Origin of the sequence: Neobacillus solisequens (assembly GCF_051233465.1) — a bacterium.
Lineage (GTDB): Bacteria > Bacillota > Bacilli > Bacillales > Cytobacillaceae > Neobacillus.
This window is the reverse complement of the sequence record NZ_JBKFGJ010000002.1, coordinates 338390-360474: the sequence shown is the minus strand read 5'-3', so window position 1 is coordinate 360474 and position 22085 is coordinate 338390. Positions and strand designations below refer to the sequence as shown.

23 protein-coding genes and 1 other annotated feature are annotated in these 22085 nt (G+C 37.9%); of the genes, 13 read left to right on the top strand and 10 right to left on the bottom strand.

Annotated elements, in window-relative coordinates; translation table 11 throughout:
• Positions 1-19: 19 nt before the first annotated feature.
• Complete coding sequence (locus ACI3K6_RS02235; protein WP_335474857.1) at positions 20-1354, bottom strand: spore germination protein; 1335 nt, start codon at positions 1352-1354, stop codon at positions 20-22.
• A gap of 150 nt (positions 1355-1504) precedes the next feature.
• On the opposite strand from ACI3K6_RS02235, the gene ACI3K6_RS02230 reads away from it, so the two are divergent.
• From ACI3K6_RS02230 to ACI3K6_RS02190, 9 genes are all read left to right on the top strand, one after another.
• A complete protein-coding gene (locus tag ACI3K6_RS02230) occupies positions 1505-2740 on the top strand; it encodes a hypothetical protein (protein WP_435553521.1) in 1236 nt (411 codons plus the stop codon).
• 9 nt (positions 2741-2749) lie between these two features.
• Positions 2750-3700: a magnesium/cobalt transporter CorA gene (gene corA / locus ACI3K6_RS02225; RefSeq protein WP_335474861.1), complete on the top strand. Its 951-nt coding sequence runs from the start codon at positions 2750-2752 to the stop codon at positions 3698-3700.
• Between the two features lie 55 nt (positions 3701-3755).
• The gene (locus tag ACI3K6_RS02220) at positions 3756-4805 is read left to right on the top strand and encodes a M42 family metallopeptidase (RefSeq protein WP_435553520.1); all 1050 of its coding nucleotides are present in this window, start codon (positions 3756-3758) and stop codon (positions 4803-4805) included.
• A 177-nt stretch (positions 4806-4982) separates the two neighbouring features.
• A complete protein-coding gene (gene dltX, locus ACI3K6_RS02215; protein WP_335474865.1) occupies positions 4983-5132 on the top strand; it encodes a teichoic acid D-Ala incorporation-associated protein DltX in 150 nt (49 codons plus the stop codon).
• 17 nt (positions 5133-5149) lie between these two features.
• Positions 5150-6655: a D-alanine--poly(phosphoribitol) ligase subunit DltA gene (dltA, locus tag ACI3K6_RS02210; RefSeq protein WP_435553519.1), complete on the top strand. Its 1506-nt coding sequence runs from the start codon at positions 5150-5152 to the stop codon at positions 6653-6655.
• Positions 6652-7818 (top strand): D-alanyl-lipoteichoic acid biosynthesis protein DltB, encoded by a 1167-nt coding sequence (dltB, locus tag ACI3K6_RS02205; RefSeq protein WP_435553518.1) that lies wholly within the window; start codon positions 6652-6654, stop codon positions 7816-7818. Before dltA ends, dltB begins: the two co-directional genes overlap by 4 nt.
• Positions 7819-7823: 5 nt before the next feature.
• Complete coding sequence (dltC, locus tag ACI3K6_RS02200) at positions 7824-8060, top strand: D-alanine--poly(phosphoribitol) ligase subunit 2 (RefSeq protein ID WP_335474887.1); 237 nt, start codon at positions 7824-7826, stop codon at positions 8058-8060.
• Positions 8057-9259 carry a D-alanyl-lipoteichoic acid biosynthesis protein DltD gene (gene dltD, locus ACI3K6_RS02195; RefSeq protein WP_435553517.1) on the top strand — a complete coding sequence of 401 codons (1203 nt, stop codon included), beginning with the start codon at positions 8057-8059 and terminating at the stop codon, positions 9257-9259. The genes dltC and dltD overlap by 4 nt, the downstream gene beginning before the upstream one ends.
• Positions 9260-9364: 105 nt before the next feature.
• On the top strand, positions 9365-9577 hold the full coding sequence (locus ACI3K6_RS02190; RefSeq protein ID WP_435553516.1) for a twin-arginine translocase TatA/TatE family subunit: 213 nt from the start codon (positions 9365-9367) through the stop codon (positions 9575-9577).
• A 41-nt stretch (positions 9578-9618) separates the two neighbouring features.
• On the opposite strand, the gene ACI3K6_RS02185 is transcribed toward ACI3K6_RS02190, so the two are convergent.
• Positions 9619-9744 carry a hypothetical protein gene (locus ACI3K6_RS02185; protein ID WP_435553515.1) on the bottom strand — a complete coding sequence of 42 codons (126 nt, stop codon included), beginning with the start codon at positions 9742-9744 and terminating at the stop codon, positions 9619-9621.
• 105 nt (positions 9745-9849) lie between these two features.
• Positions 9850-10413, bottom strand: a complete 564-nt coding sequence (locus tag ACI3K6_RS02180; RefSeq protein ID WP_435553514.1) for a hypothetical protein — start codon at positions 10411-10413, stop codon at positions 9850-9852.
• A 250-nt stretch (positions 10414-10663) separates the two neighbouring features.
• Here ACI3K6_RS02180 and ACI3K6_RS02175 point away from each other — a divergent pair, with 250 nt between their 5' ends.
• Entirely contained in the window at positions 10664-11887 is a 1224-nt protein-coding gene (locus tag ACI3K6_RS02175) for an NAD(P)/FAD-dependent oxidoreductase (RefSeq protein WP_435553513.1), read from the top strand.
• Between the two features lie 112 nt (positions 11888-11999).
• Here the strand turns inward: ACI3K6_RS02175 and ACI3K6_RS02170 are convergent, their stop codons facing one another.
• From ACI3K6_RS02170 to ACI3K6_RS02160, 3 genes are read right to left on the bottom strand one after another with little or no spacing between them, the layout of a single operon-like run.
• The gene (locus ACI3K6_RS02170) at positions 12000-12980 is read right to left on the bottom strand and encodes an ABC transporter permease subunit (RefSeq protein WP_435553512.1); all 981 of its coding nucleotides are present in this window, start codon (positions 12978-12980) and stop codon (positions 12000-12002) included.
• Complete coding sequence (locus ACI3K6_RS02165) at positions 12973-13887, bottom strand: ABC transporter ATP-binding protein (RefSeq protein WP_435553511.1); 915 nt, start codon at positions 13885-13887, stop codon at positions 12973-12975. The genes ACI3K6_RS02170 and ACI3K6_RS02165 overlap by 8 nt, the downstream gene beginning before the upstream one ends.
• 13 nt (positions 13888-13900) lie before the next feature.
• Positions 13901-14677 carry an SGNH/GDSL hydrolase family protein gene (locus ACI3K6_RS02160; protein WP_435553510.1) on the bottom strand — a complete coding sequence of 259 codons (777 nt, stop codon included), beginning with the start codon at positions 14675-14677 and terminating at the stop codon, positions 13901-13903.
• A 154-nt stretch (positions 14678-14831) separates the two neighbouring features.
• On the opposite strand from ACI3K6_RS02160, the gene ACI3K6_RS02155 reads away from it, so the two are divergent.
• On the top strand, positions 14832-15416 hold the full coding sequence (locus ACI3K6_RS02155; protein ID WP_435553509.1) for a YdcF family protein: 585 nt from the start codon (positions 14832-14834) through the stop codon (positions 15414-15416).
• A 35-nt stretch (positions 15417-15451) separates the two neighbouring features.
• Here ACI3K6_RS02155 and proS read toward each other — a convergent pair whose 3' ends face one another.
• Complete coding sequence (gene proS / locus ACI3K6_RS02150; protein WP_335482584.1) at positions 15452-16882, bottom strand: proline--tRNA ligase; 1431 nt, start codon at positions 16880-16882, stop codon at positions 15452-15454.
• A 302-nt stretch (positions 16883-17184) separates the two neighbouring features.
• Positions 17185-17402, bottom strand: a binding site (T-box leader).
• Positions 17403-17564: 162 nt separating this feature from the next.
• On the opposite strand from proS, the gene ACI3K6_RS02145 reads away from it, so the two are divergent.
• Positions 17565-17702 (top strand): hypothetical protein, encoded by a 138-nt coding sequence (locus tag ACI3K6_RS02145; protein ID WP_335482586.1) that lies wholly within the window; start codon positions 17565-17567, stop codon positions 17700-17702.
• 93 nt (positions 17703-17795) lie between these two features.
• The gene (locus ACI3K6_RS02140; RefSeq protein WP_435553508.1) at positions 17796-18692 is read left to right on the top strand and encodes a cupredoxin domain-containing protein; all 897 of its coding nucleotides are present in this window, start codon (positions 17796-17798) and stop codon (positions 18690-18692) included.
• Positions 18693-18958: 266 nt separating this feature from the next.
• On the opposite strand, the gene ACI3K6_RS02135 is transcribed toward ACI3K6_RS02140, so the two are convergent.
• From ACI3K6_RS02135 to ACI3K6_RS02125, 3 genes are all read right to left on the bottom strand, one after another.
• The gene (locus ACI3K6_RS02135; RefSeq protein WP_435553507.1) at positions 18959-20218 is read right to left on the bottom strand and encodes a sensor histidine kinase; all 1260 of its coding nucleotides are present in this window, start codon (positions 20216-20218) and stop codon (positions 18959-18961) included.
• A gap of 9 nt (positions 20219-20227) precedes the next feature.
• Positions 20228-20899: a response regulator transcription factor gene (locus tag ACI3K6_RS02130; RefSeq protein WP_435553506.1), complete on the bottom strand. Its 672-nt coding sequence runs from the start codon at positions 20897-20899 to the stop codon at positions 20228-20230.
• A gap of 136 nt (positions 20900-21035) precedes the next feature.
• On the bottom strand, positions 21036-21947 hold the full coding sequence (locus tag ACI3K6_RS02125) for a biotin/lipoyl-containing protein (protein ID WP_435553505.1): 912 nt from the start codon (positions 21945-21947) through the stop codon (positions 21036-21038).
• Positions 21948-22085: the final 138 nt, after the last annotated feature.

The following is a 22085-nucleotide window of genomic DNA, read 5'->3' as shown; positions in this document are numbered from 1 at the left end:
GACCCTCCCCCCGTTCGTATTATTTCTGATTTGGTTTACTTTGTAAGAGCGTAAAGAATGGTGTTCCAAAACTGTCTAGCCTTACAAAATAAGCCAAAATCATAAAAAATCCTAGAACTACACCTACTAGCCCAAAGATTGTTGCCATGAGTAGGATAAAATACTTCAAAATCCTAATGGTAAAACTAAACGTGTTAATGGGAATGACAAAGTTTGAGATGGCAACAAAGGATACAATTACAATAATAATATTGCTAGCCAGTCCTGCTTCAGCTGCTGCCTGTCCAAGAATTAAACCACCAACAGTTGTCGCTGTAGGTCCGATTGCTTTTGGCAGTCTGATACTTGCTTCTGTCAACAGCTCCACCATAAAAAGCATCAGGAGCACTTCAATAAAGGATGGATACGGTACACCTGTTCTGCTGCCGGCAATGGACAATGCTAATTGCATCCTAAATAACTCAGGATTATAGCTGGTAACTGCAACATAAATTCCAGGAAGAAGAAGGCTAAAATTAAAAGCTGTATATCTTAATATCTGCAAAAACTTGGCAATCCAATAGGTTTGATAGATATCCTCCATCGAGGACATCAGATCTTTTAAAACCGTTGGAAGTACAACAGCGAATGGCGACCCCTGCAACATAATAATAATTTTTCCGGTTGCCAGGTTAACGGCAACCCGATCCGGACGTTCCGTAATCAGCATAACGGGGATTAGAGCACGATTCTTTTTTTTAATAATGTCCAGTAATTGCTCTGGCGATTGAAACATATCAATATCGATTGAGTTAACAAATTGTCTTATTTTCTCCAACGTTTGCGCATCGGCGAATCTTTGATCATGAAGAATCATCACCTTTGTTCTAGAAATCCTGCCGATGGTTGTCGACTCCATTGTTAAGGCAGTATCAGGGTACCGCTGACGAATTAAACCTAGATTTATTGGTAGACTCTCGCTAAAACCCGCTTGTGGACCTTGAATCGTTGTTTCAACCGTTGTATCCTGGATTGCATTATTTCGATCAATTTTACAATCATATAAAAAGACAAAGTCCAAATAAAATAGGATGGCGACCCCTCTTAAAATTTCATCAATGGTTTTCTGTTCCGTTTCATATAGGCTCACTTTAGGGTGAGATTGTAAGTAGTTTAAAAACGACTCCACTCCTTGTATTTCAAAAAACGGCTTCAATACGTTATCATGTAATAATGTTTCATCACTAATTGTTTTTATATAGAGCACCTCAAGGTATTTTTCATTCGTGAAATTCTCCTTGAATACTAAATCCTCTGTATGTTGAAATTTACTTTTCAAACTATCTTTGATGAATTCCACTTTCCCTGTCGGCATATTGTCTACCTCTCACAAATTGCTTTCCCAGTAATTTCCCACAACGATTGGCATTTTATTCTAAATAGTATGAATCAGACTTTTTTTGGTTAAGTTCAATTTGTTTCGGGAATGTTGATTAGAGAATCTTGTGAAAGGATCCCGTCGAACATGAAGAAGAATCAAAAACGTATTTCAACAGGGCTATTTCAAATTATTCTACCCTTTTCCTATGACAGGGCAGACCTTCAATCACTATGTTTGGTATTCCAAAACCAACAATTTCAACTGTTCTCACTAAATGATCATGAAATGGAAACTTCCTATTATGGCCATTTTTCTGTGAATCATTCACGCCTGGAAACTGATTTTCTTCCATACGCCAATAAAATCCTTTTCCCGCAACATGTAGATAAGGGATTTGTTCGCTATTCAAAAAAGTTAAACCGTTATTCCCCTGCCAATTCACCATTTCCATATCAAATCCTTTCAGCCGATTTGATTTTTTGTCCTTATCATATTGGTTTTTTAACTGTTCGATTAGAAATAAACAATCCAATTTTGACACAGACAAAAGAGTTGAACGATTCGGTTTTCTCGATGGCACCACAATTGATTCGTGAGAATTTGTTAAATACAGGAGAACTTTCTTTGCTTCAGTTTAAAAATATTTTTTTAGCGTCACTAATCTCCTTTTCTGAATCAGAAAGTATAGAAAGTCCAGAACAATGTAGGCCGTTTACATACATGACGCATGAAAATCAATGTATATTTTGTTTCTCTTGTAAAGAGGGAAATCTATTCAATCGTTCAGCAGAACAATTTTTTGGGTCTGTTTATTATTCCTTGCTCATTCATTTATTTTTTAACCAAATATTCATAGACATTGTCGGGCAATATTCCATCATACATACGGAGAGGAACAAGAAAGAAGTGAAACAAATTCTTTTTCTCATCAATGCTTTCATGTCAAACTATTATTATGTTTTGTCGCCTGCTACTTTTGCGACGAAGGAGGTGTTTGAACTGTTGAGAAAAAGCTTTTGTATAGATCATTTATATGCCAATATAAAGGACATACAATTTACCCTTTTTAAATATCAGGAGGAAGCAGGTAAAAAGAGGGATAGTTTATTGCTTCTCATTTTAACTTTATATACAGTGATTTGCGGTATTTTCAGCATGAACTTATTTACTCATGATTTGGTGGGCAATATCAAATGGTCTCATTTTAAGTCCTATAATCCATTTGAATATTTTGCCGTTTTCATCGTATTTAGTGGTATGATGGTCGTAGGTTTTCTAGGACTACAAAGCCTATATGTTACATATCAGGATAAAAAGTCGCAGAATAAATGGATAGTGAAATCAATCTATTCTGCGACTAGCAAACGTTTTAAAAAATAAGGAGTTCATATGATCAGAAACATTGGGGTAACCAAAACTTATGAATTGGAAGTTAATCAGGATGTTGCTACATTAATAAATGGGGATTATTTGTGGTATTGGATTGATTTTAATCAGCCTACTGAAGATGAGACCGATCTGCTGAGGGATCCTCTCTCCTTTCATCCTTTGGCCATTGAAGATTGTATTCACCATCTTCAGAGGCCGAAGCTTGACTACTACGAAAATTATACGTTTTTTGTCACACAATCATTAAATCAAGAAACCATTTCAAAAGATGAAATTGACTTTTTTATTAGCAGCAAATATATCATCACGTTTCATCATAAGCCATCCATTGAAATCAATGAAACATGGAATCGTTTAAGCCATTCGTCACAAATTGAGAAATGGGATCCTGCGCATGTTTTATATAACGTGATTGATAAGATGGTTGATAATTATTTCCCGCCTATCTATCAAATTGAAGATCGATTAAGTGAAATTGATGAGAATTCCAAAGGAAGGTCAACAGAATCCTTATTGGAGGATTTATTTGATACTAGGCATCAGCTTCTCTCCCTCAGACATACAATTACACCGATGAGGGACCTCGTCTATAGAATCCTTAATTCCCAACGAATGCAGGAGATTCAAGGGAAAATGGTCTATTTTTCCGACATTCATGACCATTTATTAAAATTAACTGAAATGATTGAGGCAAACCGAGAGCTGACCACCGATATTCGCGATAGCTATATCTCGATCAATTCCGAACAAACCAACCATGTAATGAAAGTCCTTACTGTCATTACGACCATCTTCATGCCGCTTCAATTTATTGTAGGACTCTATGGAATGAATTTTAGATATATGCCTGAACTAACCTGGAAATACGGTTATTTTGGCATCCTTTTCATTATGGCAGCCATTGCCATTGGCATGTCATGGTGGTTTATGAAGAAAGGTTGGTTTAAATAAAAACTCATAACCAATATAATAAGAATTGGATAAACATTCAGAAAGGGGTACATACATGGCTTTTCCTAATTCAGAGGATACAATGCAAATAATTAAGGACTTGGTTTCGATCCCTAGTCCATCTGGTAATACTCGAGAAGTGATTACTTTTGTTGAGAAGTTTCTTGCTGAACTGCAAATTAAAACTGTACGGAATCGAAAAGGAGGTCTTATTGCAACCTTTGAAGGTACAAACAAAACACGGCATCGTATGCTGACAGCACATGTTGATACATTGGGAGCAATGGTAAAAGAAATCAAAGCGAACGGCAGGCTACGAATCGATTTAATTGGCGGATTTAAATATAATTCAATTGAAGGTGAATACTGCCAAATTGAAACAAACAACGGCAAAAAATATACTGGTACCATTCTAATGCACCAAACCTCCGTCCATGTATATAAAGATGCTGACAAAAAAGAACGGAATCAAGAAAATATCGAGATTCGAATTGATGAAAGAGTACAAAATGCTGAAGAAGTTCGTGCTTTAGGAATAGAGGTTGGAGATTTTGTTTCGTTTGATCCAAGGGTTGAAATTACCCCAAGTGGCTTCATAAAGTCACGGCATTTAGATGATAAAGCAAGTGTTGCTATTCTGCTTCAATTAATGAAACAGATTAAAACGGAGAATATGACTCTCCCCTATACAACTCATTTTTTGATTTCAAATAATGAGGAAATAGGTTATGGCGGAAATTCCAATATTACTCCGGAAACGGTGGAGTATTTGGCTGTGGATATGGGGGCTATCGGTGATGGACAATCCACGGATGAATATACCGTCTCCATTTGCGCAAAAGACTCAAGTGGTCCTTATCATTATGAATTGCGAAAACATTTGGTTAGGCTTGCCGAGGAGAACAACATTGGTTATAAACTAGATCTTTATCCCTTTTACGGCTCAGATGCCTCTGCAGCCATTCGTGCCGGACATGATATTATACATGGGCTAATTGGACCGGGAATTGATTCATCGCACGCGTTTGAACGGACCCACCGAACATCGCTTGAGAACACAATCAAACTTTTATACCATTATGTTCAATCGTCTTTAGTTGAATAGGTTTTGAAGAGACCAAGTGTACATCACTTGGTCATTTTTTATCAAATGTCCATTTAATTTTAATGGTTTTCTCATTATGTTTTAATGCAATAAACAGGTTGCCGAATTAAGATTAATAAGGGTTAGATGATGAAAAGCTGTCGTTTACATCGATAAATTCCTTGGGGGCTATCCAACATGTTAGAAAAATTAAAAAAATGTTTCGTGAATCCCAAAGTAAATTGGACCGGAAGATTTTTGTACTATTTAATCATTTTATTATTGTTATTTTTCATGTACGGCTTTAATGATGCCAGTGCAGGTACCTATATATACAACGATTTTTAAAGGGGGATGCCAGAACTATGAGACTACTAGACAATATTGAATATGTTGCCTTGAATCATCCAGAAAAAATGGCTTATATTTCTACAGACTCTCAATTGACCTACGGGGAGCTATGGCAGCAATCTAACCAAATTGCCGGTTATCTGGAATCGAAAAAATTGACAAAGAGCTCACCTATTTTGGTCTATGGTCATATGGGCGCATCAATGATTGCTTCTTTCTTAGGAAGTGTAATAGGAGGACATCCGTATATCCCTGTTGATATCTCGATCCCACATGATCGGATTTTAAAAATGGTAGAAAGTGCCCAAACAGAATTGATCATTGATACGACTAATGAATTAGCAATTGACCATGACGTTACAGTCGTCCAAATGGAAGAAATCATGTCCCATTCCAACCATGTAAAAACAGGAGCGGATAGGATCGAGGGAGATAAGAATTTCTATATAATCTATACTTCAGGAAGCACCGGTCGTCCAAAAGGCGTGCAAATCTCTGCCAATAATTTGCAATGCTTCGTTGATTGGATGTTGAACGATTTTCCCATTCAAGGAGGTCTCCGTTTTCTGAACCAGGCTCCATATTCCTTTGATTTATCCGTAATGGACATCTACCCTGCGCTTGCCAGTGGCGGTACCATTTTTACCATTACGAAAGACATGATTGCAAAGCCGAAATTATTGTTCGAGGCCCTTAATCAGTCCAATATACAAGTTTGGACCTCGACACCATCGTTTGTACAAATGTGTTTGATGGATCCTTCGTTCAATCACAATCTATTACCAGAGTTGTCAGTATTTTTATTTTGCGGGGAAATTTTGCCGGTTGCCATTTGCCAACAGCTTAAAGAGCGGTTCCCTCATGCAAAAATATTTAATACCTATGGTCCGACAGAAGCGACTGTCGCGGTTACATCTTTGGAAATTACACAAGAAATTCTGAAAAACTATCAAACTCTCCCAATTGGGAAGTCAAAAATGGATACAAACATTATTCTATTAGATGAACACGGAAATCAGGTTCCAAGTGGTGAAACCGGGGAAATAGTGATTGTCGGTCCTGGTGTGAGCAAAGGGTATCTTGGTCAGCTTGAATTAACTAAAAAGGCGTTTTTTGATGTTGACGGACAAAGGGCCTATCGGACCGGGGATGCCGGTTATGAAGATGAAACTGGGTTACTATTTTATAAAGGCCGGATTGATTTTCAAATTAAACTTCACGGGTATCGAATGGAGCTGGAGGAGATCGAATATCATATTGCCAAATCTATTTATGTAAAATCAGCTGCCGTTATCCCAGTTTACCAAAAAGATAAAATCGAATTTTTAATGGCTGTAGTGGTTCCAGGCGAACATCATTTCGAAAAAGAATATCAGCTAACCAGTGCGATCAAAAAGGAACTTGGCGAGATGATTCCTGCTTATATGATTCCTAAAAAGTTTTTTTATCAAGAAGACCTTCCATTAACGCCAAACGGAAAATTGGATAGAAAAATGATCAGGGAATTGGTTATGCAATGACTCCTTATGGTACTTTTTCATTCTTTTTCATTCTTGCCGTTCTTTTGACGCCTACGATTATACTTGGTTTAAGGGGAAAAAGGTTTCATACCTACAATATGGTCATTACCCTTATTGCGCTGGCGATTATATTTTCATCGTCACTCACACAGGCCGTTGCACTTTTGCTGTTTACAATTTGGCAAGTCGCATTAATTCGCGGCTACAAGGCTTATCGTACAAAATCCAATGCAAATTACGCCTTTTATCTCGCAGTAGGTTTATCGATTCTTCCATTGGTTATGTCGAAGCTACTGCCCTATTTTTCACAGATAAATATGATAGGGTTTCTAGGAATCTCATATTTAACTTTTAAAGGCGTGCAAATGGTCATGGAGATTCGCGATGGGTTAATTAAAAAAGATCTGCCTTTATCGAGGCTTATCTACTTTATCGTCTTTTTCCCGACAATCTCCTCAGGACCGATTGATCGATATCGTCGTTTCGAAAAAGAACTGACAGCCGAAATTTCCAGTGATCAATACAAAGTATTGCTCTACGAAGGAATCAACAAAATTTTTCGCGGGTTTTTATACAAATATATAATTGGTTACTCGATTAATCATTATTTTATTGCTAATTTGCGCTTTATCGCCCATAGCCATTTAGAGAATCACCTTTATTATATGTATGGATATAGTCTGTATCTGTTCTTTGATTTTGCTGGTTATAGTGCGTTTGCGATTGGGGTCAGCTATATCATGGGCATTAAGTCCCCAGAAAACTTTAATCGGCCTTTTATCAGCCGGAATTTGAAAGATTTCTGGAACCGTTGGCACCTTAGCCTGTCCTTTTGGTTTAGGGATTATGTCTTTATGCGCTTTGTTTTTTGGATGACAAAGAAAAAATGGATCAAAAATCGAAACATTGTTTCTAATCTTGGCTACGTTTTATTGTTTTTATTAATGGGTGTATGGCATGGTTTAGAAATTCAATATATTTTATATGGTGTCTATCACGCCATTTTAATGGTCCTGTACAATTCATTTGAGCAATTTAATAAAAAACACAAATGGTGGCCGCAAAATCGATATACAAAGATCATTTCCATTGTTATAACATTTCATGTAATTTGCTTTGGCTTTTACATTTTTTCAGGACAATTATTTCATAAAGGAGTTTGAATAAAATGGAATTTAAAAATGAATTGATTAACTTATTAGCAGAAATATGTCAGGATGACTGTGTTAAAGAAAATCCTGATCTAGATCTATTTGAAGCTGGTCTTCTAGATTCTTTCGGTACTGTAGAACTGCTTGTACAACTAGAAGAGCGGTTTGGAATTATTGTCCCTATCACCGAATTTGATAGAGATACCTGGAATACACCAAATCAAATTGCCATTCAATTGGCTGATTTTCAATGAAAAAAGTGATTTTTTCACCACTAATTTTTGCATTGGTGGTATTGCTTGGAATCGTCCTTATTCCTAATAAATGGATCGAGATGATCATTCCTAAAAATCGTGTTGCCGAAGCAGCGACAGAATTGAATCCATTTATGTTCCAAGGGAAGTATATTCAGCAAAAAATGCTGGATGATCCACGGTATCTTCCCGTTTATGGTTCTTCCGAATTAGCAAGACTGGACCGGTTTCATCCTTCAAATTATTTCAAAGAAACACATGCTGGTTTTACTCCCTTTTTAATTGGCCGTGGTGGAACTGAATCGTTAATCCACTTTTTGAATTTTTCGGAGCACACCAATCAGCTGAAAGGGAAAAAATTGGTGTTTATCTTATCACCGCAATGGTTCCAGCCGAATGGCACTGATGAGTCGCATTTTGTTCCTAACTACTCTTCCTTGCAAGGATATGATTTAGCTTTTAATCAGCAAATCAATCCTGCTCTAAAGAAAAAAGCAATTAAACGGTTATTAACTTTTTCACCTGTTAAAAATGACCCGATCTTATCAACGTTATATAAAGCTGAAATTACGAAAGACCCATGGACAAAACGGAAAGCAATGTTAGCTACTCCTATCGCTAAAGTTTATCGAAGTTTATTGATTAAGAAAGATCTTTATTATTCCTTAGCAGGTGGTTTTCAGCGGAACCGAGAATTAAGTCCAAAAGTTAGACAAAAAACATGGAAGCAATTAGCCGTTCAAGCTGACCATATTGGTGCGAGGAAATCGACGAATAATCATTTTTTTGTGATAAACAGTCAATACAATCATATAAAAAAAATGGTCCCTTCCCTTAGAGATACAAAAGAAGGAGCCTCATACGGCGTCTCACCCGAGTATGATGATTTCCAGCTAATCTTGGATTTATTAAAGAATGCGGGAGCAGAACCCTTGTTTATTTCAATCCCGGTAAATGGGAAATGGTATGATTATACTGGATTCCCAAAAGAAGGACGGTTATCCTACTATAATCGTGTAAAATCACAAATACAAGCAGAGGGATTTCAAGTAGCCGATTTCTCCAGCCATGAATATGATCCGTATTTCATGAAAGACACTATTCATATCGGCTGGAAAGGCTGGGTTTATACCGACCGTGCCATTAAAAACTTTTATCAGAAAACAGCAACTGTAAATGTAGTTGTTCGTTCAAAATAACATAAAATGGCTTGACTGCTCTTTCAATGAAACAAGTCTGGCATTCTAATAGGCCAAAAGATATTATATGTTTGATGAACCAGTATTTGTTTGGAGATGAGTTATATGTTATCGAATATTGGGGTTCCGGGGCTAATCCTTATCTTTGTGGTTGCATTGGTTATTTTTGGACCAAATAAACTGCCTGAAATAGGACGTGCATTTGGAAAGTCGATACGTGAATTTAAAAATGCAACACAGGATATAGTGGAAGATACGAAAGAAGAAATAATCGAAGACATCAAAGAAGCAAAAGATTCTGCCGACCCCCAAAAATAGGTCTGCAATAAAAATCCCCTGAATGGTCAGGGGATTTTGTGTTATCTTCTGCCTCTTTCAGCAAGTCCTTGAAACTGATTCATTAATTTTTTTCTAGATTTTTCATTCCGCATTAAATAGGCAGCTCCCAAAGCCGCCGTCGTTAGCATCATTTTTTTCCGATCCATGTCTCTACCTCCTCACGTTTTATAAGATTTCCTTCATAATGACTTTTTAGTTACGGCAGTATTTCCCAAAAAAATGCCGATCCTGATGGGATTGGCATTTTTTTGTTATTTAGCTAAAAGTTCCTTTAATCTTTTGTTATGTTCTTCATACTGCCTTAGCAATTGATTGAGAAGGGTTGTAGCTTGCTTTGTCTCTTTTTTCTCTGCTGCTATTTCTAATTCGTGGAAAGACTTCCAATGGCCCATGTCTTTTCCTCCGTGAATTTGCTTAACAAATTCTTGCTTCGTAATCTTGCCTTCTTCTAACTGTTTTCGAAGTTTTTGCATTTTCTCCATTTTTTCTTTATGCCATTGTTCCCGCTTTGCTGCATTCTCTGGACTCATCCATTTATTTCGCAGCTGTTTCTTCTCCTCAAGGACCTTTGTCCATTCTGCTTTTTTTTCTGGGGTAAATTGATTCACATACCCCAACAGTTGCTTTTCCCTTTCTGCGATAAACGATTGCCAATCTTTAGTCCTTTTATGATGCTGCGAACCCTCTTCCGCCTCGCAATCACATTCCTGATCATGAAAATGATCATGGGTGTTAGGTACCGTCCCCACCGCTCCACCGATTCCTGGGGCCGTAAAGAGTATTCCCATCAGTAATAGAAAAATTTTTGATTTCATAACGAACACCTTCCAAACATAATTTCGGTTCGAAATTATCATTCCCTACTGTAATTAAAAAAATTTACCATTTTATCATAAAATTTGTGAAATAATATTGAAGTATTTATGAAAGTATCGTATCCTGTAGCTAGAAATAATGTGAATATTTTCACATACACATAGTCTTTTGCTCGTTTTTTTTCATCTGAGAAGTGAAGTATTTCACAAATAACTTATATTCTTTTAAAGGGTCTAGGAGTGAATGAAGATGAATAAACCAAAAATTGTAATCTTGGGCGGCGGCTACGGAGGAATTATTACGACAAAGAGATTAGAGAAATTATTAAAAACGAATGAGGCTGAGGTCACCTTAATCAATAAGCACGGATATCATTATCTTACTACCCAATTACATAAAGTTGGAGTAGCAACTGCTGTTGATCGGCAAATCGCTATTGCCATACCTCAATTAATTGATCAACGCAAAACATATTTCATTCAAGACGAAGTTTCCTTGGTAGATATAAACAATAAGGAAGTAAAGCTTGCAAGTGGTAAAACTGTTGAATATGATTACTTACTAGTTGCTCTTGGATTTGAAGTAGAAACCTTTGGAATTCCAGGAATTAAAGAACATGCCTTTGAAATTCGCAGCTTTAGAAGCTCCAAAGCCATCTATCACCAAATTCTTAAGCAATTTGAATTGTACAAGCAAGATCACGACCCAGCAAGATTGACTTTTGTCGTGGCAGGCGGAGGTTTTACTGGTATCGAAATGGTTGGTGAATTTATTGATGCAATGCCTAAATTATGTACCCAGCACGGTATCCCATTAAAAGACATTAAAATCGTTGCTGTGGAGGCGGCACCATCAGTTATTCCATTTTTCCCTAAACAGTCAGTAGAATACACAACCCATTTCTTTGAGAAGAACCATATCGAATTAATTACTTCCAAGAAAATACTGGAATGTACGGCAGAAAAATTATTGCTTGAGAACGGAATTGAAATTCCTACACGCACTGTCATCTGGTCATGCGGTGTAAAAGGGAATTCCATTGTTGAAAAATTTGGCCTTCAAATCGAAAAAGGGAAAATCCCAGTTGATCCCCATCTTCGAGTAAGAGGTATGAGCAATATTTTTAGTATCGGAGATTGTTCGTTGTTTAGAAAGAATGAAAATTCCGCTTTACCGCCTACAGCACAGGTAGCTCTTCAACAAGCTCCTGTTTGTGCCAAAAATATTGTGGCATCCATTCGTGGCGAAGAATTAAAAATATTTGAATACCATCATAAGGGCTCTGTAGCCTCCCTTGGAAATTGGGCAGGTGTAGGCCTGGTAGGAAAAGTCCGATTATCAGGATTGATTGGTGCATTCATGAAGCAAGTAATCGAAGCCCGATATTTATTCAATCTTGGCGGTTTATCCTTGATTGTCAAACAACATTTTGGAGTTGACCGAGAACCGGTTAAAGTTACGGCAAAAGAATAATATGCGTTACACGGGGAATCCTCCCCTGTATGATAGATTCATCCCGAATCAGGATTCCTTATCTCCCCCACAGTAAGGAATCGGCCCCACTCCGATACAGAGCGGGGCTTTTTTAATATACATCTTTTCTTGTAAAGACAATAAAGGAAACCAATAGGGCTGCTGCCCACCATATAAGCAATACCATTAAGGAAAATGATAAATTCATCCCTTCAATAGGAGGCGCGTTACCCCTCATATAATCAGTTAACCGTAAGTTGACCATGAAAAAGTATTTGGCGGAATTCCATGAAGAAACCATATTACTCAGGATCGCTCCTGATATTAAAGCGGCTAACATGACCCCCATACCTGCAGCGGTGCTGCGTATTAGCACAGAAAGCATAAAGGATAACGTTCCGACGACGATGGCAACAAACCAAACAAGTCCAAAATCCATTAATAAATACTTCCAAAGACTTAACAGTTTAACTTCAGAAGTATTTAATCCTGAATCGGTAACATTAAATCCTGTTAATATTGGGGTACCCCAACCTTTGTAGCCAAAAACTACTCCTGAAATCAAATAAGAAAGAATGCCAGCTATGGCTATAATTAATGAGACCGCTAGACATAACGTTATGTATTTACTTAAAAGGACCTTCCACCTTCGAACCGGCCTAGTTAATAAAAGCTTCACAGTACCAACACTATGCTCTGAGGAAACCAAATCGCTGGCAATCACCATGACCATCAATGGAATAAATAAATCAATTGAATTTTCAAGAAAAATTCGAATAAAGGTTGGTGCTCCGGGTTCAGTGGGATTGATATCATGATCGAGATAATATTGTTGCTGCTGCAAGCTAATTTGCAATTGTTTTTTCCATTCATCGGAGATCCGGCTGCTGCTGAGTCTGTTCGTGGTATCAACAATTTGCTGCTGTAAAATCGTCCTCCAATCACTGGTTCCCAATTTTTCACGCTGTGTCTCGGTTTGCTTATATTGTGCATACGTAAATAAAACAACTAAAACTCCGATAATCAGAGCAATCACGACTAGTCGCTTTTTGGCAATAACCTTCATCATTTCATTTTGTACCAGTTTAGTCAATGGTCTCACCCCCGGTTAACTCCAGGAATAAATCTTCCAAGACTGGCATTCTACGATTCATTTCCAAAACGGAAACACCCTCATTTACAAGCCGCCTGTTCCACTCCGGAGTTTTTTGCTCATCAAACTCGGTCCAAATGGTGTCATCATCCTTCACCTCAATAGCAGTCCACTTCTCTAATATTTCTTTCCCTTTTTCTAAAGGCTGCAAACGCCAAACCATTCGTTCACGATTTTCTAATAAGTGTTGTACTGTATCAATAGTGATGATGGTTCCTCTAGTCATGATAGCTACCCTGTCACATAAAAGCTGAATTTCACTTAATAGGTGACTCGAAACAAGGACACTAAGACCCTCTTTCTCAGCAAGAAAACGAATAAATTCTCGCATTTCGCGGATGCCTGCTGGATCGAGTCCATTAGTCGGTTCATCTAATATTAATATTTTGGGATTACCTAATAAGGCTTGTGCAATCCCTAGACGCTGGCGCATTCCTAATGAATAGGTTTTAACTTTATCATGAATCCTTTCTGTTAAACCTACAAGTTCTGTTACTTCTTTAATCCGTTCATCCCCAACCCCATCAAGCATTCTGGCAAAATGCAGCAAGTTGTTAAAGCCTGATAGATAAGGATACAATTCTGGATTTTCTACGATACAGCCAAGATTCTGCATCGCTTCCCGGAAGTGGTGATCAATATTATAACCGCATAGCTCAATTTTTCCAGAACTTGGTTTAATAAGACCTACAAGCATCCGAATCGTGGTGGTTTTACCGGCTCCGTTTGGTCCAAGGAAGCCAAATACCTCACCTTCACGCAAATCAAAGGTGAGCCCCTTGATAATTTCCTTTCGGCCAATCGTTTTCTTTAAGTCTCTCACTGATAACGTAATTTTTTTCTCCATGGACTTTTTCTCCTCACCAAGTAAGCAATGAAGCCACACGTTCCGCAATCAAGCGGTACCCTTTGGCATTTGGATGAAACTTATCAGAATATAGATAATCATTAACCTTCAGCTCAAATAAATCAAATGTCGGGACAAAGATAATCTTGGGAAATGTTGCACTTACCTCAGCACTATCATAATTCCAATGTCTAATGACTTTTGAGGTTTCCTTCCCTTGGTCGAGTTCGATAAAAGGATTATACAAGCCAATAAAAAAAACATTAGCGTTCTGGTTGTGTTTCCGGATTTCCTCAAAAATAATCCTTAGATTTTCAAGGTATTTTTTCTCTATGGCGGCAATCTCTCCAGTCTGAAAATCTTCGAGACCTTGTCCTCCCCTAAATAAATCATTTCCACCAATGGTGACTAAAATTACATTTGCTTTTGCTATTTGCCGGCCCACTTCAGTCTGCTGTATCTGCTCACGAAGCTGATCGGATCTTTGACCGTTTATGCCAAGATTGGTAAGTTGGACTGCTCGTTTTGTTTTTTCTTTTATTTCATCCACTACATCCCCTACATAGCCCTTACCTGTTTCATCACCCGTTCCTCTCGTCAAGGAATCCCCTAAGGCCACAACTGTTAGTCCTTTTTGATTTTCAACTTTCATGGTTTCATCCACTGTCTTCTCGATCTTTTCGGGTTTTACAGCATAATAATCCCCCACCGCCCAGCCAAGTCCGACGAGCCAAATAAGGAAAAAGAAAACGGCAATGACTGTGATGGTTCGAACAAGGTTTTTACTCAAAAAAAATCTTCCTTTCACGACCTTTTCTTTTATTTAATCATAGTTAAAACGAAAGTCAATTTTTAGTGTAAGTGAAAGTTCCTGATCATATTATGCGGTAATCAGTAGGTTTTTTTGTATAATAGAATGATGAAAAATGATTGGCGGTGTTATAATGAAATCTCTACAAAAATGGAAAATTAGTTTTATAGTTTTCATCATCATGGCTGCTACATATGGTGGTTTTCTTCAATTTAAAATATCTGAATATAGCCATTTGAAAACGCCTGAGAATGCGGATTATTTAATTGTTTTAGGAACATCCGTGAAAGGACAGGTCCCTTCGAAAGCACTCTCCTGCAGAATTAACACAGCAGCCCATTTCTTACAAAAAAATAAGCATACTATTATTATAGCTTCCGGTGGCAAGGGGAAAGCAGAAAAGATTTCCGAGGCCGAGTCCATTAAACGTGAGCTTATAAAAAGGGGAATTGACGAATCAAGAATCATAAAAGAAGACCGTTCAACCAATACAAAGGAGAACATTCGCTTTTCAAAACAACTTCTCCCGGATAAAAATATGTCCGGAGTCATTGTTACTAACAATTTTCACATGTACCGTTCTCTTTCAATTGCACATGATCAACATTTGAAGGTACAAGGTCTCCCTGCAAGTACACCAAAGAATGCAATTATAAAATTGTATACGCGAGAGTATCTTGCCATCACCAAGTACTATTTATTAAAATATGTTATATAGAAAAAGGCCCCTGCCAGGGGCCCTTTTTCCATTTTTTAGTATGCTTTAGCCCAATAAACCATTTGCTTTGCTTCTTTACCACAACAAACACATGATTCGGACAGTTGTTCCTGTTCAAACGGAATACATCTAGAAGTGGCTGTTGTCTCTTCTTTGATCTTTTCCTCACAGGCTAAGTCCCCACACCACATAGCTTTAATAAATCCAGTTTTTTCCTCTAATGTTTCTTTTAATTCGGCCAGGGTTTTTGCAACTGAAGTTCTTTCTTCTCGATGGGCCAACGCTTTATTATAAAGGTTTGCTTGAATGTCATCCAATAATTCTACAAGTTTTGCTTCTAATTGATCCAATGGTACGATGACTTTTTCCAGAGTGTCACGTCTTACCAAGACGACCTGTTTATTCTCAATATCTTTAGGCCCAACTTCTAAGCGAACTGGGATTCCCTTCATTTCGTACTCATTAAACTTCCACCCTGGCTTTTTGTCACTAGCATCAATATCGACGCGAGCCACTTTGCCAAGCTGATTTTTCAAGTCATAAGCAAAATCAAGAACACCTTCTTTATGCTGAGCAATTGGAACGATCATTACTTGGGTTGGTGCTGCTTTTGGCGGAATCACCAAGCCGCGATCATCGCCATGAACCATGATCAATGCACCAATAATCCGTGTTGTGAAACCCCAAGAAGTTTGATGGACGTATTGCAGCTTGCCTTCCTGATCAGTGTATTGAATGCCAAATGCTTCGGCAAATCCGGTTCCAAAATGATGTGATGTTCCAGATTGCAAAGCTTTTCCGTCATGCATTAAACTCTCAATCGTAAAAGTTGCTTTAGCACCAGCAAATTTTTCCTTTTCTGTCTTTTGTCCTTTTACTACCGGAATAGCCAGAATTTCTTCGCAAATCGCAGCATAAACATTTAACATTTTAATGGTTTCTTCCATGGCATCTTCGTCAGTAGCGTGTGCAGTGTGCCCTTCTTGCCATAGGAATTCTAATGTACGTAGGAATGGACGTGTTGTCTTCTCCCAACGAACCACGTTTGCCCATTGATTATACAATTTCGGAAGATCTCTATAAGAATGAATAATATTTTTATAATGCTCACAGAAAAGCACCTCTGACGTTGGGCGGACTACTAGACGTTCTGCCAGTTCTTCAGAACCGCCATGAGTTACCCAAGCCACTTCAGGGGCAAAGCCCTCGACATGATCCTTTTCTTTTTGCAGCAGGCTTTCTGGTATGAATAATGGCATATAGACATTCTCATGTCCTGTTTCTTTAATGCGTCGGTCAAGTTCATTTTTAATATTGTCCCATAAGGCATAGCCGTACGGGCGAATAATCATCGAACCACGAACGCTTGAATAATCAATTAAATCTGCTTTTGTTACCACATCTGTATACCACTGGGCGAAATCATCGTCCATCGCCGTAATATCTTTTACAAATTCCTTTGCCATGTTGACACCTCATTTAAATTTTTAAAAATATAGCTCCGTTTTACATGGCTGTTGATTTGCGCTCCAGGCACTTCGCTTTCCGCGGGCGGTCCGGTGAGCCTCCTCGGCGCTTTGGCGCCTGTGGGGTCTCACCTGTTCCGTACTCCCGCAGGACATTGAATTGCTACCTTGAATTTGCCCACGCACGAAGAAAATGCGTTAGCATTTTCGAGGAGTCTGCGTGCCTTCCGCTCCAATCAACAGGTTCCAAAATCAACAATGAGCTTAAATCAACTTAAAACATAAAAAGGCCTTGATCCTAAAAAAGGGACCAAGGCCTGGCGGTACCACCCTACATTTAATAAAGCAATGCTTTATACACTCTCCATGATAACGGATTTGATCCGCGTGTATCTTCAAGTAAAATCCGATACAGAACTCGTGAGGCAGGTTCAAATGACTGTCTTAAGAAACCTCGCACCATTGGTTTCCTCTCTTGGTAAGACTCAAACATTTTACTAGTCCCCGTCATTGTTTCAAGTATATTTTTGAAAAAATTATATATTTCCCGAACATAAATGTCAATTGAAAATCGGGAAATTTTTCATTCTTAGCTCAGTTTTTCCAAAATACTATATTCCTAAACTTTAAACAGCTTGTAAATTAAGGTAGAATAAATGAAATGCTGGGGCAGGTGATTAGTTTGACAAAGGAAGAAAAAGATGAACTTGAATTAGAAGCAGAAGAAAAAGAATTTCTTCTTGAATTTATGAAAATGCAAAATGAAGCCCTTAAACGGATCTATCAACAAACGCTCGATAAGAAAAAAGAAGATTCATAAAACGTTCATATAGCAATATTTAACAACTGTTAATTTACATTTATAATACTCTTATGTTGTAAAAAAAGAGCAGCATTTGAGGAGTTTTCAAATATGATGATTTTTTCGGTACTATCAACTGTTATTGTAGCCATTTCCACAGGATATTCGATTGTTCTCCTGTATCGTAATAAAACAAAAATTTCCAAGACTCCCGGTTTGATGATTGCCATCGGGATTGCGTGCATGGCTGGTCTTTTATCTGGCACTATTATTGGGATGGTCTCAGGTGAGATGTTTCTAGTCGTTGGTGTCAGCATGATTATTGGATTTATGATCGGCTTTTTGTCTGGTCATCCAATTGGACTATTGGCAATCATTATGAGTTCTATTTCAGGTTTATTCGGTGGAATGGTAGGCGCCGTTCTGGGAGTTTTTCTCCAATTTATTACCGCCACTATTTTGCTGGGAATTTTACTAGGAATCTATGTGATCATCAGCGGGTTAATCATTTTGTTTATCCTATCCGAAACGAAGGATCAATTCACCGTTCAGACAGAGGAAATTTCGCCCTTTGCGATTATCTCTGCAGGGGTTATTTTTGTTTCATTATTCCTTTTTTTGTATAGCAGCAATCTAGTGAACATTCCAGACAAAGCGGGGTCAACTGCTTCTGCTCAAACTAGTGAAAAAAACACTATGGTGAAAACCGTTGATAAAACCGAAGTCGACGTTTCAGAAGAAAGTACTCCTAAGGTAAAGATGCTCGTGACTGAAAAAGGGTATAGTCCCGCTACTATTCGTGTAAAAAAAGGGGTACCTGTGGAACTGGAGATTCAAAATCCTTTAGAAAACAGTTGTTTATCTATTTTAAATATCCCCGATTTTCATATTAATAATGCCAAACTTAATGTTGGTATGACAAAATTGACGTTTACGCCAGATGAAACAGGCCAGCATACTTTTAGCTGCGGAATGAATATGTATAAGGGTACTATTATTGTAAAATAGCAAAAAAGACTCTCAACATGTGTTTGGGAGTCCTTTTTATATTAATGCTCAGTTAAACTTGTCTGTTGATTTCCGCTCCAGGTGCTTCGCTTTCCATGGGCGTTTCGGCGAGCCTCCTCGGCGCTTGCGCCTGCGGGGTCTCTCCAGAACCGTACTCCCACAGGAGTCTTCGCACCTTCCGCTCCAATCAACAGAGTGTAAAAAATCAACACTAGTCTTTAACACAGCCTATATTAAAGTAATACCTGCTCATCTAGTCGTTTTTTTTATGTTTTTTGGGTTCTCGGGAAAGTGATTTCAATTGTAGTTCCTTTGCCAACGGTGCTTTGAACTTTTGTTTTTCCATGATGTTTTTCAATGATCCATTTTGCAATTGATAGCCCTAATCCTGTTCCCTCTGCGGATGTCCTGGCTTTATCGCTTTGGAAAAAACGGTCAAAGATTTTCGGAATATCTTTTTCCGGAATGCCAATTCCTGTATCTTTTACTTTAAGGCTAATAGAATTAAGCGTTTGTTCGCAGGATAGTAGAATTTCCCCACCTTCATTTGTATACTTCATCGCATTATCAAGAAGAATGACAATTAATTGATGGATTCTTTCCTTATCCGCATAAAATTGGACCGGTTTGGGTGCCTGCAATCTGATCGCTTTTTCTTGATACATCGCAAATTCTTCATAATGTTGTATAATTTCCTTTAACAATTCATCTAACTGGAACAGCTGTTTCTTTACTTCAATTTGGTCTGAATCAGATCTCGCCAGTGTTAATAAATTGGTTACTAACTTGGACAATCGACGTGATTCAGTTGAAATCGCGGATACATCTAATATCTTTTCTTGAATCGTCGCTGATGGCTGACGGAACAACAAGTCGGTTTTTGCTTGAATCACCGCTAATGGTGTTCTTAGTTCATGCGAAGCATCAGAAACAAACTGTTGCTGTTTCTGCCAAGATTTTTTGATGGGAACAAGGGCTCTTCCCGCCAAAAAATAACCTGATGCCACTGCACAGAGGATCCCTATTCCACAGCCGACTATTAAAATTAACAAAAGTCTATTTAATAACTCTTTTTCGGAGTTGACGTTGCGGATAAATTGAATCGTTAATTCTCCGTATTGAGGCATGTTCACCTTAACAGCCATATATCTAAATGAAAACTCCTCTACTTGAACATCCTGCAAAGCGTTCAACTTTTTTGGTATAATCCGTTTCTCATTCCCTTGGAAAAGCTCAAAATTTCGGTCTTGTTCAGTTAATAATTTATTATTTTCATCCCAAATTAACGTCATAATCCGCGGGTCTCTTCTCATGAATTTTGGAGCCCCTGCATTGTCATCGTCCCGCTTATCCATATCTCCAGGAGGCTCCTGAAAATGAGTGACTGATTCCGTTAAAGATTGGTTTACATCTTTATATAACTTATTTTCCGTATAAAAATAGATGACACTCGCCAGGATGCTGATCAATACCATGAAAACGATTGAATTAATTAACGTTAGTTTTATGTGTGTTTTCCGAAACATGGCTAACTCCTACTCTTCACTTAAAATATACCCTACACCGCGTATCGTTTTAATATCCCTATGATATCCGAACGGTTCAAGCTTTTTACGCAAATGATGCATAAATACTTCTACAATGGCAATAGTTGTATCAGAATCAAAACCCCAAACCCGGTCATAAATCTGTTCTTTTGTTAAAATAGCACCTTTATTTTGGATTAAGTATTCTAACAGCTCATATTGCTTGGTTGTTAGTTTAATCTGCTCATTGTCAACGTGAATTTCACGTTCTTTTCCAAACAATTCGATTCCACGGTATTGGATTGTTTGATTAGTGGTCAAACTGCCGCTCCTTCTCAATAAGGCCCGAATTCTTGCTTTTAATTCAGCTGATTGAAACGGTTTTACTAGGTAATCATCACCACCACTGTCCAAACCCATTACCCGATCTTCAAGTGAGTCTCTTGCAGTTAGAAATAATACCGGAATTTTCAAGCCCTCTTTGCGAATGGTTTGCAGAACCTGAAATCCATCAATTTCAGGAATCATAACATCCAAAACAATGGCATCATGGATGTTTTGCATCGCTAAAAATAAGGCATCCTCACCGTTTGAGGCCTGATCGACTTCAAATTCATCCGATAATAGTTGAACGATTGATTCTAATAAAGGAAGGTTGTCTTCTACTACTAATAATCGCATCTTATCTCTCCTAGTAAAATAGAACTAATAGCCCTATTATATAGTAATTAAAGCGGCCGCAATAGGCGCGACCACTTTTTTAGTGATTCTTATTCACACTGAGCACTTGTATGGTATCCGGATTTAAGCAGTATGATCAATTTCTGCCCATACTGCGAGTCATTCCACCCAAGCCTCCCAAACCTCCAAGACTGTTATTATTAGAGTTTGTCGTTGATGCAGCATTGCTGGCAGCTAATTGGGGTAACTTAACTATTTGGCCTTCTGATAATCCTTCCGTGATTTCTACGTAATCTTCATTTGCCAATCCTGTTTTAATTTCTATTTTCTCTGAGCTTGCTCCTGACAGATCTACATATTTTTTGCCCTTTGATAAATGGACAGCATCAAGCGGAACATATAAAGCATTCTCTTTTGTATCAGTTAGAATACTTGCCTCTGTGCCCATGCCAACTTTTAGATGATCGATTTTGTCAATATGAATGTAAACTTCAAATGTTGAGACTCCATTTGATGAAGTTCCTTCCTCAGATACTTTTGAAACAGTCCCCGAGTAGGTTTGGTCTGCAAATGCATTCACTTTTAAACTGACAGATTGTCCAACTTTTACCTTGCTAATATCTAATTCATCGATTTGTACGACAGTCTGTAAATCCGAATAATCAGAAACATGAGCAACCACTTGCCCCGTGTTTACCTTATCACCGGATGCAACTGAAATTGAGGTGACAACTCCTTTAGCCGGTGAAACAATGGGATCACTGCCATCTGTAAATGTAACAAGTTCATCGCCTTCATTCACTTCTTCCCCAATCGATGCCAATACTTCATCGATTTCATCATTATTTGAAGTGGATTCAACATCCTTGCTGACCACTGGCTGAACAGTTCCAGAGCCACTTAATTTAACTTCCAACTTACCTTTCTTGACTTCAGCTGTTCTCTCTTTAACGGTTGCCGCTGATGTTTTGGTAGTTGAAGAATATAATTGAACACCGATGATACCCACCACCAATATACTCACAGCAATCCAGATCCATTTTTTCATACATACTAAACTCCTTTTCTAATCCTGTACAACGGGTCAGGAAGATTTGATATTGGAATAAGCTTATTATTCTATGAAATCCTTAACTTTTCCTTAATGAAATCAATTGACAACCATTTTACCCTAATATATAGTTAA

Bases quoted from the DNA above. Each gene is read 5' to 3' on its own strand.
- ACI3K6_RS02235 (WP_335474857.1), bottom strand. From the start codon at position 1,354: ATGCCGACAGGGAAAGTGGAATTCATCAAAGATAGTTTGAAAAGTAAA.
- ACI3K6_RS02230 (WP_435553521.1), top strand. From the start codon at position 1,505: ATGAAGAAGAATCAAAAACGTATTTCAACAGGGCTATTTCAAATTATT.
- corA (WP_335474861.1), top strand. From the start codon at position 2,750: ATGATCAGAAACATTGGGGTAACCAAAACTTATGAATTGGAAGTTAAT.
- ACI3K6_RS02220 (WP_435553520.1), top strand. From the start codon at position 3,756: ATGGCTTTTCCTAATTCAGAGGATACAATGCAAATAATTAAGGACTTG.
- dltX (WP_335474865.1), top strand. From the start codon at position 4,983: ATGTTAGAAAAATTAAAAAAATGTTTCGTGAATCCCAAAGTAAATTGG.
- dltA (WP_435553519.1), top strand. From the start codon at position 5,150: ATGAGACTACTAGACAATATTGAATATGTTGCCTTGAATCATCCAGAA.
- dltB (WP_435553518.1), top strand. From the start codon at position 6,652: ATGACTCCTTATGGTACTTTTTCATTCTTTTTCATTCTTGCCGTTCTT.
- dltC (WP_335474887.1), top strand. From the start codon at position 7,824: ATGGAATTTAAAAATGAATTGATTAACTTATTAGCAGAAATATGTCAG.
- dltD (WP_435553517.1), top strand. From the start codon at position 8,057: ATGAAAAAAGTGATTTTTTCACCACTAATTTTTGCATTGGTGGTATTG.
- ACI3K6_RS02190 (WP_435553516.1), top strand. From the start codon at position 9,365: ATGTTATCGAATATTGGGGTTCCGGGGCTAATCCTTATCTTTGTGGTT.
- ACI3K6_RS02185 (WP_435553515.1), bottom strand. From the start codon at position 9,744: ATGGATCGGAAAAAAATGATGCTAACGACGGCGGCTTTGGGAGCTGCC.
- ACI3K6_RS02180 (WP_435553514.1), bottom strand. From the start codon at position 10,413: ATGAAATCAAAAATTTTTCTATTACTGATGGGAATACTCTTTACGGCC.
- ACI3K6_RS02175 (WP_435553513.1), top strand. From the start codon at position 10,664: ATGAATAAACCAAAAATTGTAATCTTGGGCGGCGGCTACGGAGGAATT.
- ACI3K6_RS02165 (WP_435553511.1), bottom strand. From the start codon at position 13,887: ATGGAGAAAAAAATTACGTTATCAGTGAGAGACTTAAAGAAAACGATT.
- ACI3K6_RS02155 (WP_435553509.1), top strand. From the start codon at position 14,832: ATGAAATCTCTACAAAAATGGAAAATTAGTTTTATAGTTTTCATCATC.
- proS (WP_335482584.1), bottom strand. From the start codon at position 16,882: ATGGCAAAGGAATTTGTAAAAGATATTACGGCGATGGACGATGATTTC.
- ACI3K6_RS02140 (WP_435553508.1), top strand. From the start codon at position 17,796: ATGATGATTTTTTCGGTACTATCAACTGTTATTGTAGCCATTTCCACA.
- ACI3K6_RS02135 (WP_435553507.1), bottom strand. From the start codon at position 20,218: ATGTTTCGGAAAACACACATAAAACTAACGTTAATTAATTCAATCGTT.
- ACI3K6_RS02130 (WP_435553506.1), bottom strand. From the start codon at position 20,899: ATGCGATTATTAGTAGTAGAAGACAACCTTCCTTTATTAGAATCAATC.
- ACI3K6_RS02125 (WP_435553505.1), bottom strand. From the start codon at position 21,947: ATGAAAAAATGGATCTGGATTGCTGTGAGTATATTGGTGGTGGGTATC.